Here is a 17201-nt window from a genome sequence, read left to right as displayed (position 1 = left end):
TCTAAGGTTTATAATAAGTTTCAGCTTCAAGACCTTCAGGAAGTTCTGTAGGATATTCTTCGTTAAGACAACCCAAACATAAATTCTCCTTAGGCATTCCAATAGCTTCTACCAAAGCAGGTAAAGTAATATAACCTAAAGAATCAATATTTAATTGCTCTTGAATTTCATCGACACTATAATTGGCGGCAATTAATTCTTTTTTAGTAGCCATTGCGACACCATAGAAACATGGAGCAACAACCGGAGGACAACCTACAAGGAAATGAATTTCAGCAGGTTCCGCTTCTTTTACTAAGTCGAGCAATTGTTTGGAAGTAGTTCCCCTAACAATACTGTCATCAATTAAAATAATCTTTTTACCTTTAATTGCATCTTTAATAGGATTTAGTTTTAGTCTAACAGCCAATTCCCTTTCTTCTTGAGTCGGCATGATAAAAGTTCTTCCAACATACCTATTTTTAATTAATCCTTCACCATAAGGAATTCCGGAAGCTCTGGAATATCCGATAGCTGCAGGGATTGATGAATCAGGCACTGGAATTACAACATCCGCATCAATAGGATACAATTCATATAACTGACGACCGATATTCATCCGGGTCTGATAAACATTAATGCCATCAATAGTACTATCAGGTCTTGCAAAATAAACGTATTCAAACATACAATGTGAAAGCTTACATCTACCGGCACTTTCTAGCATGTGAGATTCAATTTCATCATTTTCAAAGTAAACAACTTCACCAGGCTTGATGTCCCTAACATATTTAGCATTTATTACATCAAAAGCAACGGTTTCGGAAGCAAGAATAAAGTCATCACCTTTTTTAGCAACAGCAAGAGGTTTTATTCCCATAGGATCACGTACACCATATAAATCACCATTAACCAATATTGTTAATGCATAAGATCCTACTAATTTATCACAAACGGATTCAATGGAATCCAAAATATCTTTATTGTTGTCATAATGCTCCTTTTTAAGCATATAACAAATTACTTCAGAATCAGTATCGGATTTAAATTCATAGCCTTCACCTATAAGCTCATCTCTTAAATCATCGGAATTGACAATATCCCCATTATGAGCCATAGCTATAAATCCATCATCAAAATCAGTTACAAAAGGCTGTGAATTTTCGAGTTTTGACTGTCCTGTAGTTGAATATCTTACATGACCGATTGCCATGTTTCCGGACAAATTCTGGATTTCATAGTCTTTAAAAACATCTGTAATTAAACCCATTCCACAGTAATAATTCAAACCTTTTTCAGGGTTAAAAGTAGCTATACCTGCAGATTCCTGACCCCTATGTTGTAAAGCATATAAACAATAATAAACAAAGGATGCAACGTCTTTAGAATCATCTTTGGAATAAATCCCAACAATACCACATTTATCTTCAATCTCACCTTGCATATGCAAACTCCCATAAATAGTATAATTATAATTTTCTTTTAACTAGTATAAAATAATATTTATTTTTTAAAAATTAGTCCCAGAAATTTTCAAAATTATCTGGAATGTCATAATCATCACGAACTTCTGGAGGTTTTGGTTCATCAATACCTTTCAGATTTTGCTTTAAATCTTCCTTGTTTTCTTCAACAAATATCAGTGCAGTCCTAATTATTTTCAACCAGTCAATTGCTTCCTGTTTTGATTGAGAAGCTATATAACCTTGACCAACAATAATATTGTCCGGTTTGAATTTATTTGTTGCAATAACAACCTGTTGTTCTGAAGTTAACTCCTGCCTAAAGGTTTCTTGCCACAATTCATTCAAATCAAAAATTTCTAAAATTTCACGGGAATAAATGTCTTCATAGCGTAACTTAAATGATTCGAATTCAGATTTGATTTCCTTTATATCTTCAAGCAATTCCTTGTTTTCACGGGAAAATACTTCATTTTCTTTTAAAACCTGATTATAATCATCCAGTAAATTATTATAATTATGAGTTACTTTCATCAGTTTATTTTCCAGCGTGTGGATATTAATTAAATTTAAAGAATAAGATAAGGTAGATTTTATTATTGAATTTAAGATTTCCTTTTGAGCCAAATTAAAGTCTATGGATTCATCTTCAATAATTATATTATTATAATCAAACAATCCAACATTGTTAAAATCAGTTTTTAATTCATTAAAAAGAATATTATAAGTTTCATCACGACCATAACTACCAATAAGTATAATGTCAGCACCTTTAGCTACCTTTTTAACAATACTTACTTCAGTAGTTGGAATAATAGATGAAACAATAATATTATAATCTCTTTCAAGTTGAATATTACTGACAGCCTTTGAAACCATTTGAGCAATATCCAATCCTTGAACGATTATACGAACATCAATTTTTGACTCATTAGTCTCATTTTCCATGGAAATTACCTAAACTCCATTTATTTTTTCATGCCATTTCCATGCTGAAGAAACAATTTCTTCAAGATCATATTTAGGTTTCCAACCCAATTTCTCATTGATTTTGGAAGCATCAGCAATTAATATTGCAGGGTCACCTTCACGACGTTCATCAATTTTTACTTCAAAATCTTGTTTTGTAACTTTTTTACACATATCAATTACTTCGCGAACGGAATATCCTTCACCATTTCCTAAATTGAAGATATTTGATTCATTTTCATTGCATAAATATTCATATGCTTTGATATGTGCATCAGCAAGGTCATTAACATGAATATAATCACGAATACAAGTTCCATCAGGAGTATCATAATCATCCCCAAATATGTAAATGCATTCTCTTTTGCCTATTGCTGCATCCAATACCAAGGGAATCAAGTGAGTTTCAGGGTCATGCAATTCCCCAATCTCACAATCAAAGTCACAACCTGCTGCATTAAAGTACCTTAAAGATACATAATTGAAATCACCTTTTTCAGCTTCTCTTTGTAAAGCTTTTTCAGTGATGAATTTGGAGTGTCCATAAGGATTGATTGGTTTTAATTCAGTATCTTCAGTAATAGGAATCTTTTCAGGATTTCCATATACTGCAGCGGTTGATGAAAGGATGAATTTATCAACACCGAATTCTCTCATGATTTTTAAAAGATTTAAAGTGTTTTTATAATTATTTTTAAGGTATTTCTGTGGCATTTGAACAGATTCAGCTACTGATGAAAAAGCTGCAAAGTGAATAACGCCGTCAATGTCATATTTTTCAAAAACTTCTCTTAAATCACTGCTTCCAAAGTCATAATTTTCAAAGTTTCCCCATTTAACGAAGTTTTCATAACCTTTACAGAGATTGTCTACAACAACAGTTTCATAACCTGCATTATGAAGTGCTTTATTTGTATGGGCACCTATATAACCAGCGCCTCCAGTAATTAAAATCAATTAGAACACCTAAACGAATTTACCTAATTTGAGTAATGCTTTTGGAGATACTTTGATTAATTTTTTAACTATTTCAGTTGTTGAAATCTTTTCAAAGCTTTCACCTTGGAAAGCATGAGCAATACTGTCAAGTTCTTCATCAGATAATGTAAGCAAGTATTCCTGTACTTTTTTGTATCTTTTGATTTCGTGGTCTAATTCTTCATGAGCCATTTTATCATATTGTTTCAAGAATTTTTTGGAACAATCTTCTTTAATAGCCAAGGCAGCTACCTGACCAGCGCACATACCACCAGTCATACCGGAAATAATTCCTCCACCAGTCAATGGATTTACTTGACCTGCTGCATCTCCAACAACCATTATATTATCATCATAAAGTTTTTTAGTCATTCCACCTACAGGGTCTCCACCTACGTTCATTTCAACAGCTTGAGCATTTTTCAAATATGGTGACTTAGCTACAAAGTCATCCAAGTATTCTTTAGCGGTTTTTTCAGCTTTGTGAGGTAAAATTGCTAAACCGACATTTGCAATGTCATCCCCTTTTGGGAAAATCCATACATAACCACCAGGTGCGCATGATCCTAGGTAAAATTCAATTACACCCGGCTTTTCAAATTCAACATTACACATTTCATATTGAATACCGGATTCCATTTCTTTTGCTTTTGCTGCTGGTCTTAAGCCTGCCCATCTTGCAACGTGACCTTCAGGACCATCAGCAGCGATTAATATTTTACATTTGTAGTCAATTTTTTCGCCCATGCATTCAGTTTCAACAATGTAACCGTTATTTATCTTTTCAATACCGGTGACTAAAGTTTTAATTTTGATTTCAGCACCTGCTCTTGCAGCATCCATTGCCATATGTTTATCAAAGACTTTTCTTTCTAAGATGTAACCTGCTTCAGGCAATGATACTTCATCTTTAGTTAACCATACGTCAGTTCCGTCAGGTGTTTGAATTCTTACACCTTCAATTTCTTTAGTTACCCAACGAGGTGAAGGTTCAATTCCCAATTTTTCTAATCCTTGAATTGAAACACCTTCAGCACATCTTTTTGGTGAACCAATTTCTGACTTTTTATCCATTAAAATAACTTTTGCGCCACCTAAAGCAGCGTGTTTTGCTGCGCTAGAACCTGCAGGTCCTGAACCTACTACAATAACATCAGTTTCAATCATAATAATCAGTCCTCTTTTTCTAATGCATCAATTGGACATGCTTTAATGCAAGTATCACAATCTTTACAGTCATCATCATTAAATACTAAAGCATACTCTCTAACTTGAATTAAATTTCTTGGACAAACTCCAGCACATTCTCCGCAGAATGAGCACCAATCTTTAACAATCATAAATATCTCCTTAAATTAAATAGTTTATGTTATGAATACTAAGTTTTTTATACTATTTAAAAGTTTAGTAAAAGATAACCATTTAATCAATGAAAAAAAGAAAAGAAATTAATTATTTAACAAGCAATACCGGCACTTCAGAATTTCTCAACAGCCTTTCTGAAACTGAACCAATTTGTGTGTCTGAAACATCATTTTCATCAAATGATACAAACCTGTTATTATTGGATCCGTGAGCATGTATGACAATTAAATCTGCACGGGTTTGATCTGCTATAAATTTCATGTCTCTAAGAGGGTCAGCAGTAAGCAAATGTTCTACAACTTCGACACCAACTTCATTAGCTTTTTTAGTGACTTTTGCTAAAAGTGCATCACCTGAATCCTCTTCAGAATCATAACTGTTAAATGAAAATTCTTCCAGCACATGAACAGCAGCGATTTTAGAAGAAAATTTCTGAGCAATTTCAATTGCAACATCAGCCGCCTTGAAACTATACTCAGACCCATCAATAGGAACCATTATCACATCAAACATCTAATTATCCCCTGTCAAATAGTCTGCATGACAGAAATCAATGAAATTGTTTACAATTTGATTAATATCTTCGTTATCATCAATAAGTTTTCCATCATCCATGAATATTGCACGGTTACTTAATTCTTTAATAAAGTCAGTATTATGTGATACCATAATTACAGTGATACCATAGGTTTTTGAAATCTTTTTAAGTGAATTAGTTACAGTTCTCAATGTAACAGGGTCCAAATCTCCAAATGGTTCATCTAAAAGCAGGAATTTTGGTCTTGAAACCAAAATCAATGCAAGCATGACACGTACCTTTTGACCACCAGACAATTCATAAGATTTTCTATTTAAAATTTCCAAATCCAAATCAAGACTTTCAAAGATATCTGCAACAGCCTCTTTGGTAGCAGTCTCAGGGAATTTAGGGAATAAATCATTTAAGATTTCAGCATCTAAACCAACTTGTCGTAAACGTTCTTTTGCTTCAATTTCAGGTAAATCTGTTAATAAATAGAATGAATCCAATAACTCTTCACTAAGACCAATTTTTTCAGCCCTTTTACGTGCATCTTTTACAATATCCTGATTTTTATATCCCAAACGCACAGCCAACTGGTCAAGTACAGTAGCATAATGATTTAATGCAAATTCCTGGTGCATGAAACCCAATTTGGACCTTATTTTCATACGACCCATTCCCGGAATGTCAATGTCCTCCCATTCACCATCGACATCGTATAAAACTTCTCCCTTGTCAGGGTCGTCAAGTCCACCAAGCATTCTTAAGAGTACAGTTTTACCTGCACCACTAGGTCCTATCAAGCTTAATATGTTTTCTTTTTGTACTTTAAAATTAATATCTTCAATTTGTAAAACTTCTCCGCCGGTTAACAGGTAGAATCTTTTGAAAACATCATTGACATGGATAACATCTTCATCAGTTGAAATATTTTCAATATCTGCAATAGGTTCCATACCTTCCATAAATTTGTCACAGATTTCATCAGGAGAACCTTCATCAGCTATTTCACCATCTTCAAGTAAAATAACCCTGTCAGCCAAATACTTCTGAACATCAGGCAAATGAGAAACTAAAATAACAGTAATGTTTAATTCTTTGTTGATTTTTTTAACTGCATCCAATATCTCTTGTTTTGTTTTGGGGCATGCCATTGTTGCAGGTTCATCAAGAAGCAGAGCTTTCGGTTGTTTTGCAAGTTGTCTTGCTATGATAAGCCTTTGTTTTTCACCACCACTTAAAACAGATGCATAATGGTCGGCTTTGTGAGTTAAAGAAACAAGTTCCAGTATTTCATCAGCTTCCTGGCCAAATTCACTTTCTGCAACTTCAAAATTTGCATCACCTTCATCAAAGTACCTGCGTGCATATAACTTTCTTAAAACATTTTCACGTACGGTATCCGGCCATAAACCAAATGATCTTTGAAGATGAATAGCAGTGACTTTTTTAAGATTATTATAATAAAATTGGGATGCTCCAGCTTCAACACTAGTATCATCAACAGTGATTTTTCCAGCATCAATATGTTCAACACCTCTTAAAGCTCTCAAAAGTGTTGTTTTACCAGAACCACTTTTCCCCATGATTCCAAGTATTTCACCTTCTTCAACTTCGAAGCTAACATCCTTTAAAGCTTTAACTTTTGTACCGTCATCAAGTTCATAATCCTTACTTACATTTTCAACTTTTATCATTCTTTATGCCCCTTTTTTAACATACAAATTTTTATCCGTATAAGTATTTATATTTTAATTATTAAAGATTTAAAACAAGTGATTTAAATGGTTAGTGAAAATAAAATTCAAGAATATATGGACAGTTTAGAGCAAGAAAAAATAATGATTGAAACTCATTTTGCAAATATTGAAAGAATATTACAAGATAACCCAAAATTAGACCAAGAAAAAGCATTTGGACTACTATCTAACTTTAACACATTAAATATTCAATACGACCAATTATGCAATGACCTTACAAAATTTATCAGAATCTTCAAAGATAAAGAAGAACAGGAAATTCGCCTTTACAAAACTGATGAACTAATTGAACTGCTTGAAGCAAAAATAAATGAATTATAATTTTTTTAATAATTATAATTTATTTCAATACTTCCAGTAGCATTTGTAGTTGAATTTTGAGCTACAACATTACCATTTTTCAAAAGTTGAATAGTAAGATTGCCTTCACCAGCATCTTCTTTTTGAGCCATAATATGTACCCTTTCCCAAGATGCGCAATCCAAAAGAACTCTTTTTTGACCAGTACCTGCTTCATCCACAAGGTAATTTGGATCACCCACTTTTGAAAACCAGCTGCCATCATATTTTATGACTGCTGTATAAGGATAAGAATCAGAATGATTTAGACTTCCATTGTCCGTAATGACATTTAAAGCTTCTTCAGAAGATGGTTGGGAATTATTATAAACAAAAGAGAATAATAACAAAGCAATTACAACAATACCCAAAACAATAACAATTTTTTTAGCAATACCCATATTCCAACTGCTTGTTCTTTTATTATTATTTAATCTATTACCTTTATGATCAGTTAGAAGATAGGCACAGTTATCACAATAAGTAGCTGTGGCGGAATTTTCATAGCCACACCGGGGACATTTAACCATATTTATTAAACCTTTTACAATTATTATAAAAACATTATTAAAATACTTATATTTAAAGTTAATGGAAAATAGGCTAAATTTTGAAAAAAAAGTTAATTGATTAGTGATAAAAATTATAGACATTTTCAGCCGTTTTCTGATTCATGCCCTTTATTTTAGCTAAATCATCTATTGAAGCATTTTTGATATTTTCCAATGTTCCAAATTCTTTCAAAAGAGCAACCTTACGTTTTTTACCAACACCTGCAATATCGTCAAGAGAAGAGGCTTGAATATTCTTGCTGCGCAACTTTCTATGGTATGTTATTGCAAATCTGTGAGATTCATCACGCACTTGCTGAAGCAAATGCAATGCTTTATTATTTTTTGGAATAATAATTGGTCTTTTGGTATTTGGAACATATATCTCTTCAAATTCCTTAGCAAGACCAATGATAGGAATATGAGCAAGGTCCAATTTATCCAAAACACCACATGCCATACCAAGTTGTCCTTTACCTCCATCGATTACTATTAAGTCCGGTTCGGGATCCCTATCAACCATTTTTAATCTACGAGTCAATAGTTCTTCCATCATAGCAAAATCGTTAGGTCCGGGAGTTTCCATTTTGAAATGTTTGTACATTTTTTTATTAGGCTTTCCATCTTTAAATGATACTTTTGAACCTACGGCAAACTTACCGGAAATGTTACTGATATCATATCCTTCAATCACACGAGGCAAATTTTCAAGTTTAAGGTATTTTTTAAGTTCTATTAGTGCATTTTCCATCTTTTTCTTTTGATGCTGGATAATTTCGGCATTTTTACGAGCCATTTTTACCAAACGTAATTTAACTCCCTTCTGAGGAACCTTAATATGAACTTTATTTCCTCTCAAATCACTTAACCAATCTTCAAGCAATTCCTTTTCATCTATGTCTTCATCCAAAAGAATCTGTTTTGGAATATGCCTGTTATATCCATAATATTGCTGAATAAATGCAAACAATACTTCAGATGATGAATCATATTGTGAACCACTCATTAAAAAGTCATCACGCCCTACAATCTTACCGTTTCTTATAGGCATTATGATAACAACAACTTCATTTTTACTTGGTGCAATAGCTATTACATCCTGGTCCAAATCATCATCCACCAAGTCAACAAATTGCTTTTCCATTATCTCTTCGATTGATGCAATTTGGTCTCTTATTACTGCTGCCTTTTCATATTCTTCATTTTTTGCAGCTTCAGCCATTTCTTCTTTGAGATTCTTAACAATAGTTGAATATTTTCCTTGGAAAAACAAATCAATCTTGTTAATAATTTCAGAATATTCCTTTTCTGAAATCTTACCATCACATGGCGCATAACATAAATCAATTTGAGCATTAAGACATGGCCCATCCATATTGCGGCAAGTTCTTATTTTGAATAATGACTTTAAGAATTTTACAGTTTGCTTAACCGAACCAACATCAGTGAACGGTCCAAAATAAATTCCATCCTTTGTAACATTTCTAGTAATGACCAATCGAGGAAAGCTCTCGGAAGTAATCTTTACATAGGGATATCTTTTATCATCCTTCAGTTGAACATTATATCTGGGACGATGCTTTTTAATTAAAGTAGCCTCTAAAATTAACGCTTCTTTTTCAGAATTAGTAACAATATACTCCAAACTGTCAAAATGACTCATTAATATTTGAGTTTTCGGCCTATCTAGCTTTTCACGAAAATAAGACTTTACACGTTTGACTAAATTTTTTGCCTTACCTATATAAATTATGGTATCCGTATCATCACGCATTATATAGACACCAGGCTTATTAGGCAAGTTATCAGGAGATTTGAGTTTTGTAGACATTTAAAAACCCCCTAATTAAGTTCAACAACATCATTGGTAATTTTAACTTTATTGTTTGCAATCATCAAATCCAAAACACCATTAATCCTGTCAGCTGTCTTTTTGGAAGTTGATTTAAATCCGAAATTGCGTGAAGTTTCCTTAGCAATTTGTTTTGTGGTCATATTCTGTTTGTGAAGCAAGACTAATTCAATGTTTTTAGAGATTTCCTCATCAGAAATTAAATCAATATTAGGTTTATTTCGTCTTCTAATAACAACATTGTTGTTTGAAGCATCATATAAAAAGTCACCAATCTTGATTATATCACCTGAATTTTCTGATTCTCTTATAGCTGAATTTACAGTCTTTTTCAAAGTGGAACCTGCTCTTTTAATATTGCAGCTGTCTTTAACTCTCTTTATAACTTCACTAACATGAATTGGTCCTTCAACATCTACAATGGCATTGATGGATTTGGCAACTTCAGAGGATGGTTTTTTGTATAGCTCATCCGAGGAATGAATACCAATGTCTGTAACTTCAACATAATCAAAGATACTGTCTTCCAGTTTTCTTTTTCCAGGAAGTTTCTTATCATCGAAAGATTTTAGGGTATTGTTATTTTTATATCTTTCCTTTTCAATTTCCTTATAATCTTCATTTGCAGATTGAATGATATCCTCAAGAGTTTGGTCTTTTATCTCCTCCTGAACATACTTATTGTTAACATTGACAATAACATCATCAGTCAAATCTTCTTCAATAGATTCTGCCATAAGCTCTCTTTCGATTCTTTTTTCCTCTTTTTCAGCAAATGTCAATTCCTCTTCACGATCAATAATCAATTGGGAATCATCATCGCTCGGCATATTTAGGTAATCTTCAGGATTATATTCCTCAGTCCTATCTACTACAGAAACATAATCAACTTTGGTAGGATTTTCTATTTCCTTTAATGATTTGTTGATATATTGCATGTCTTTTTTAAATCCTCGAATTGAATCCCTAACTGACCTAGGTTTTTCATCATCATAATACAAATTATTTTTTCTGAGTTTGCTTTTTACATCATTAGACCCCTGATAGAAAGTAACGCCATCTTCATTTATAGATTCATCACTAGATTTATTGGAATTTACTTCATCATCATTACCTACAGACCAATCATCACGATTATCAGAATTTATTCCAACATCATCATTACCTACAGACCAATCATCACGATTATCAGAATTTATTTTACTGTTTTCATTTTCTATAATATCCGTATCATCATTTTCAATGGTTTCAGTGAATTTTTCATTAGATGAATCATTACTGCTGAATACTTCTTCCATAAATTCATCCATTGCCCTGTCAACAATGTTAGTCGCTTCATCATGAATATCATTTCTCATATCAGGCAAATCATCATTGAAAATATTTAATTCTTCATCTTCAAAGTTTGTTTTTGGAGTTGGCCTTTTTAAATCACTATAATCTTCAATACTCTCTGTTTCATCATCATTTATTGATACATCATTATTTAAATCTGGAAGCACATCATTAAAGATATTGAGATCTTCGCCATCAGTTACAATTTCAGCTTCAACAACAAATTCATCTTCAGGAGCAGGCTTATGTGATGATTCAATATCTTCATCAATTACTTCACCGCGAAGGGTTTCAATTTCTTCAGGCTCCAATTGAGACTCTGCATTATTAATAACATCAGCTATGAATGAATCCAATTTATGCCTCATTTTTGATTTAGTATCATTTTGTCTTTCTTCAATATTCGATTGTGAATCTTCTTCAACAATATTTTCTTTATCATCAGATTCTTCGATTGGCTCATCAGTACTGTGGTCGACAAAAATATAGTCATCATCAGAACCCAAATCAACCTTATCATCATTTTCTGTAGGATTATCAAAATTATTTTCTTCTATGACTTCATCATCTGCAATGTTTTCAACTTTAACATCATCAACACCAGAATAATCGCCTACATCTGAATCAAATTTAATATCATCAACACCAGGGTGATCTTCTACATTTGAGTCAAATTTAATATCATCAACATCAGAATTAATCGGCTCTTGTTTGAAATCGAAAGAGCCATCATCTTTTTTGACATTTTCTGATGTCATTTCTTCATTGATAGAATCTTTTTTAACTGTGTCATGACTGTGGTCTACAATAATAGAATCATCATTTAAATTATCTGCATCATCTTGAATATCTTCATGTGTATCAAAGATTATAGGTTCTTCTTCATCTTCTAAAAAGCGTTCATCATCATGACTGTGGTCCACATAGATATAGTCATCATCAGAGCCTAAATCAACCTTATCATCAGATGATTTATCTTCTTTAAGAGAATCCTCAAATTCTTTTTCTAAATCTGAATTTTTACCTAAATCCTTAGTAAACCTAAGTCCTGAAAATAATGGATTTTTATCCATCTTTTCTTCAGAATCATCATGTTTGAAAAATGACTTGATTTTATCACGTATAGGGTTTGAAGATTTATTTTCAGATTCATCATCGGAATAATCTTTTTCATCTTCCCAAACCTCTGCATTATCTTCAGGAGAGATTCCATCATCTTCTTCCCAAACCTCAGCATCATCATTTTGAGAGGTATCTTCATCTTTTGACTCCCATACTTCATCATCATCAGAGGATTTATCTTCATTTTCTGCCAATTCTACTTTTGCATCATCTGCTTTTTCCTCATCAGCAGATTCAGGAATATCAGCAACGAATTCAGAGTCATTTTCTACATAAACATCATTCAAGTCATCATCACTTTTTGATTTATCTTGAGTAACATTAACTTCGGAAGAATCAACAATTTCATTTTCAACAAACTCAGAATCATCCTTAACATCAACAGAATCATCAACAACCTCTTCCACAGCAACAAACTCAGAATCATCCTTAACATCAACAGAATCATCAACAACCTCTTCCGCAGCAACAAACTCAGAAACGGTTTCAACATCATCTAATTTTTCATTTTTTGTAGATTTTTCATGATTGTCATCTTCGAAGAATTCTGATGGATTGATTTCACTTACATCTATAGGTTTTTCTAAAACATCACCATCATCAACTTTTTCAACTTCAACAAAATCACTTGGACCAATATCTTCCGGATTAATTTCATCATCAGATTCGGCTTCTTCCTGAGCTCTTTTTTCAGCTTCTTCTTTTTCACGAGCTAATCTTAATTCTTCAGCTCTTTTTTCAGCTTCAATTCTACGTTTTTCAGCTAATTTTTTAGCCTCTTCAGTTCTTCGTTTTTCTTCTTCACGAGATTGCTTTATGGATTTTTCAACAAAATCCAATAATTTTTTACGACCCAAATCCCTGTTTCTATACCAGTCAGTAGACCATAAATGGTACAATTTCCAGCCAAGTCCAGTCAATACCTGTTCACGCAACCTGTCTCTGTCACGAGCTACTTTACTTGATGAATACATTTTTCCATCAGTTGTGATTCCCAAAATATATTTTCCTGGATTTTCATCATCGACAATAGCCAAATCAACTCTAAATCCTGCACAACCGATTTGTCTATCAACAATGTAACCGTTTTCTTCCAAATAGTTGGCAATTGCATCTTCAAACGGTTCTTTAGTATGCATTTCAGGTCCTTGGGTTCCTAAAGTCAAGTTTTCAGCATATTCTAAAAATTCTTTAAGGGATTTTACACCATATGGAGGATTGGCTGTTAATTTCATATCATATGCCTTGAAGTTAGAGAAAACAACACATTTTTCTCTTGCACGAGTAATTAATACGTTTAGCCTTCTTTCCCCACCGTCTTGGTTTAACGGACCGAAGTTAAGAGACATTTTTCTGTCATTGTCATAACCATAACCTACACTGATTAGAATAACATCCCTTTCATCCCCTTGAATTGTTTCAAGGTTTTTAACAAAGAAATGTTCATCCTTATTATCAGAAAACAAAGCTTCAAATTCAGGCCTTTCCTTACGTCTAACCTCCAATTCTTCAAGAATGGCATTTTTTTGAGCAACAGAAAATGTTCCAACACCCAAACTTTTAGTATCCCCATATTTTTCGAAATGGTTGAAAATTTCTTCAACTACATCCTTTGCCTCAAGAGGGTTTGCGGAGGATGAACCTCTATCATATGCAGTATTTGGATTGTAATGGAACTTCAAACCTAATTCAGGGTCTGAATGTGAAGGAGAAGGATATACCAATAGGTCATCATCATAAAATTCCCTGTTTGAAACGGAAATTAATGATTCATGACGTGACCTGTAGTGCCATTTAAGCATCTTTACAGGGAATGAAAGTTTACATAAATGCAAAATACTTTCCATATCCAGAGAAGTTGCTTCCTCTTCATCACTATCTGCATCAGACATTTGATCGAAAAATGAAGTTGGAGGCAATTGTTGAGTATCTCCCATAACTACAGCAGTTTTACCCCTCATAAATGCACCCAATGCATCTTCCGGTTTTACCTGACTTGCTTCATCAAAAATAACAACATCAAATTGTAATTCCTCATTTGTAGGATCCAAATATTGTGCAATTGATAATGGAGACATCATAAAACAAGGCTTGATTTGTTTTATCATCCCTCCAGCTTTTTCCAAGAGTTTACGAACTGGCATGTGTCCGCTTTTTCTTGTAAATTCTCCTGCAAGTATTTTTGCCTGAGGATTTTCTGTTCCGCCAAATATCTTCGGAATGTTGCTGTTTAATTTATGGAAAATTCTTTTTCTGTTTAGAACCAATATCTTTTTATCCAAATCCTTAAATTCACGGATTCTATTTTCATGCAATTCTCCAATAAATGTAGCTAATTCCTGATTTTCAACAAATAATATATTTAAAAGTGAATCTGCAAAATTTCCATCAACCAAAGCTTCAATATCATCTTTTTTAATGTTTCTTTTTTCAATGGAATCAACAAACATGGAAGCGTTAGAATTTTTTAAGGAATTTTTTGTATTTAAGTATTGAGACCATAAATGAAGACTTGACAATTGGCCTCTCCATTTGTACAATTGCTCCTGCCATGCTTCAAAACTCACATCACCGGTTTCCCTTTTGAATATTAATTTACTTCTTGGATTCAATTTATCTTTAAGTTTCGAAAGTACACGTACGAATTCCTCACCTGAATCTATATATTCTGCAAGATCCCTTTCAGGTTTAATATCAAATAAATCCTTACTCATCAAATCAATGGTATTTTCGGAAAATGTTCCATCACGCACGAGTGCAGTGAATTCATTCATCCATCTGGCAATTTCTTTTAAATCATTTGGATTTGCATTTAAATGCCAATATGCACCATAATATTTTTCACCCAATGCCCTATTAGCTTCCAAATTGTTTCTTATTTTTATAACTGCTTTTGCTTCCTGCAAATCTCTTATAATCTCATCAACACTTCCAGGAACAGGAACTGCATAATATCTCTCAACAAGTTCTATGTGCTGCTTGTTATTGAAGAATCTGAATTTTTTAGTTGAAATATTTCTTAACTCATATATTAACCTGTCAATATCCACCTGGAAAATACTTTGATTGAATTTAGTTAAAATTCCAGAATATCTTTGATATCTTTCAAGCTCCTGTATTAGTTTAAATGCATCATCATTGTTATTATTCCATGCCCCTGATTTTAATATACTTCCATCGATTAATTCAGCATTCTGAGATTTGATAACTTCAAAAGCTGAAAGTGAATTTTGAAACTCATTCAATGTATCCGGCTTTTTGATTCCATAAATGTCATAGACTCTTCCCCTTTCAACCAGGAAATTATCCAATGCATGCAAAGTATCATTGATTAACATCTCGATTTCTCTTAAATCAGCTGGAAGCAAACTTTTCGGTGAACATTTGCTCCAAGGGTTTTCCTTAGAGATTGTCTGATACAACTCAGCAAGGTTTTCCAAAGACACTTTCATGTCATCCAATTCTTTAAGAGTTATTGTTTCAGGATTTTGGAATCTAACCAATGGCATTAAAGCATTTTTTCTTGAAAAATGATCATCTGCTGATTCCTTCATTCCATATAATTGGAAAGGAGATAGATTAACAGCAAATGCCGGCTTATGAATAATTTGAGAATAATCATCAAGTTGACGGCGCAATGTCTCCAATTTACGAATGGTCTGGTCAATGTTTAATGGATCCTGAGCCCTCACATTGGTTGCCTTTTGCAAGTCTTTCAGGAATTTTTTACGTCTGGTTTTATGGGAATGGAGCTCCAATACAAATTTGCCCAAACCTACACCAGTCAATCTGTCCTTTACAACATCAAGTGCAGCCATCTTTTCTGAAACAAATAAAACAGATTTGCCTTCAGCCAATAATTCCGCTATCAAATTTACAATTGTTTGTGACTTACCGGTTCCCGGCGGACCCTCTACAACGAGATTACGCCCTGCCTTTACATCCTGAATGGCGGCAATCTGTGATGAATCGGCATCAAGCACCTGGTACATGTCCCGATATTCGAGTTGTGAGTCGATATCTTCTTCCTTAAATGCTTCCTGGTCATTTTTTGCAGGATTGAAAATAGCCTGAATCAATTCGTTTTTAGTTAAATCAACATTATCTTCCCATGCTTCAGGGTTTAAGTCATTATACATTACAAACTTTGTAAAACTAAAGAATCCTAAGGCCACATTATTGTTTACTTCCCATCCATCCATTCTTGATACTGCCCTTCTGACACTTGCAATATAATGGTCTATCACTTCACCATATCTTTTGAATTCAAAATCTGGAAGTTCAATTCCTGCCTCCAACAATTTGGCTTTAAGAGAAATGTTTGTTTGAATATCTTCCCCAGTCCATTCAAGGTTAAATGATTCACCAACCTTTTTTCTTTCCATTGCAACTGGAATTAACACCAATGGAGCATTATTTTTTTGTCTTGGTTTGGATTTGTCTTTCCATTGCAAAAATCCAATTGCCAAATATAAAATGTTATAACCTTGCTCCTGAAGCATTGTTTTTGCTTGATTGTTAATGTAATATAATCTTTTTTGAAGCTCTTTTGGAGTTAAATCAGTAGCTAATTTCTTGTCTCCTTCTGAAAACTTTGAAAAATCGAATGGAATATGATCCCATACAGAAGACTTATCCTCCTTTTTATCCTTCTTATTGGCTACAAAATACATCTTATTATCTTGGAGAACCAATGTTTGAAAAAGGTTTACAGGAGACTGATTTACGATAGTAATGGTTTTAGCTCTTGTTTTAAAATTAAGAAGTTGATTTCTTAAAGTTAAATCCAATAGCTCCTTACGTAGATTTTTAAATTCCTTTTCAATTATATTACTTGACTTATTTAACATGATGACCCTTGTAGTGTTTAAAAAATTTAGAAATACATTATATAAATATAATAATATTAATTTATAAAGTTTTCTAAATAAAGTAATTTTAATTAAAAAGTTGCAAAATTCAAAA

General features: G+C 32.9%; 11 protein-coding genes. 1 reads left to right on the top strand and 10 read right to left on the bottom strand.

The genetic code is table 11. From position 1 onward, the window contains the following. Position 1 precedes the first annotated feature (1 nt). The 7 genes from purF to QZ143_RS03440 form a co-directional block, all read right to left on the bottom strand. Positions 2 to 1423: an amidophosphoribosyltransferase gene (purF, locus tag QZ143_RS03470; protein WP_292609474.1), complete on the bottom strand. Its 1422-nt coding sequence runs from the start codon at positions 1421 to 1423 to the stop codon at positions 2 to 4. Between the two features lie 73 nt (positions 1424 to 1496). Next, positions 1497 to 2390, bottom strand: a complete 894-nt coding sequence (locus QZ143_RS03465; RefSeq protein ID WP_292609472.1) for a hypothetical protein — start codon at positions 2388 to 2390, stop codon at positions 1497 to 1499. A 9-nt stretch (positions 2391 to 2399) separates the two neighbouring features. Beyond that, on the bottom strand, positions 2400 to 3368 hold the full coding sequence (gene galE / locus QZ143_RS03460; RefSeq protein WP_292609470.1) for a UDP-glucose 4-epimerase GalE: 969 nt from the start codon (positions 3366 to 3368) through the stop codon (positions 2400 to 2402). Positions 3369 to 3377: 9 nt separating this feature from the next. After that, positions 3378 to 4556: an NAD(P)/FAD-dependent oxidoreductase gene (locus tag QZ143_RS03455; protein ID WP_292881228.1), complete on the bottom strand. Its 1179-nt coding sequence runs from the start codon at positions 4554 to 4556 to the stop codon at positions 3378 to 3380. A gap of 5 nt (positions 4557 to 4561) precedes the next feature. Further along, the gene (locus QZ143_RS03450; protein ID WP_292609466.1) at positions 4562 to 4729 is read right to left on the bottom strand and encodes a 4Fe-4S binding protein; all 168 of its coding nucleotides are present in this window, start codon (positions 4727 to 4729) and stop codon (positions 4562 to 4564) included. A gap of 112 nt (positions 4730 to 4841) precedes the next feature. After that, positions 4842 to 5267: a universal stress protein gene (locus QZ143_RS03445; RefSeq protein WP_292609464.1), complete on the bottom strand. Its 426-nt coding sequence runs from the start codon at positions 5265 to 5267 to the stop codon at positions 4842 to 4844. Then, positions 5268 to 6974, bottom strand: a complete 1707-nt coding sequence (locus tag QZ143_RS03440) for an ATP-binding cassette domain-containing protein (RefSeq protein WP_292881225.1) — start codon at positions 6972 to 6974, stop codon at positions 5268 to 5270. Between the two features lie 87 nt (positions 6975 to 7061). On the opposite strand from QZ143_RS03440, the gene QZ143_RS03435 reads away from it, so the two are divergent. Then, positions 7062 to 7358, top strand: coding sequence for a hypothetical protein (locus tag QZ143_RS03435; RefSeq protein ID WP_292609460.1), 297 nt, complete (start codon positions 7062 to 7064; stop codon positions 7356 to 7358). Between the two features lie 5 nt (positions 7359 to 7363). Here the strand turns inward: QZ143_RS03435 and QZ143_RS03430 are convergent, their stop codons facing one another. From QZ143_RS03430 to QZ143_RS03420, 3 genes are all read right to left on the bottom strand, one after another. Further along, positions 7364 to 7906 carry a zinc ribbon domain-containing protein gene (locus QZ143_RS03430; RefSeq protein ID WP_292881222.1) on the bottom strand — a complete coding sequence of 181 codons (543 nt, stop codon included), beginning with the start codon at positions 7904 to 7906 and terminating at the stop codon, positions 7364 to 7366. A 100-nt stretch (positions 7907 to 8006) separates the two neighbouring features. Beyond that, complete coding sequence (uvrC, locus tag QZ143_RS03425; RefSeq protein WP_292881219.1) at positions 8007 to 9758, bottom strand: excinuclease ABC subunit UvrC; 1752 nt, start codon at positions 9756 to 9758, stop codon at positions 8007 to 8009. An 11-nt stretch (positions 9759 to 9769) separates the two neighbouring features. Continuing rightward, the gene (locus QZ143_RS03420) at positions 9770 to 17086 is read right to left on the bottom strand and encodes a DUF3320 domain-containing protein (protein WP_292881217.1); all 7317 of its coding nucleotides are present in this window, start codon (positions 17084 to 17086) and stop codon (positions 9770 to 9772) included. Positions 17087 to 17201: the final 115 nt, after the last annotated feature.

Source organism: Methanobrevibacter sp. UBA188 (assembly GCF_905234905.1).
In the GTDB taxonomy this organism is placed as follows: domain Archaea; phylum Methanobacteriota; class Methanobacteria; order Methanobacteriales; family Methanobacteriaceae; genus Methanocatella.
Note: the sequence above shows the minus strand (reverse complement) of the source record. Positions and strands in the feature narration are given on the sequence as shown.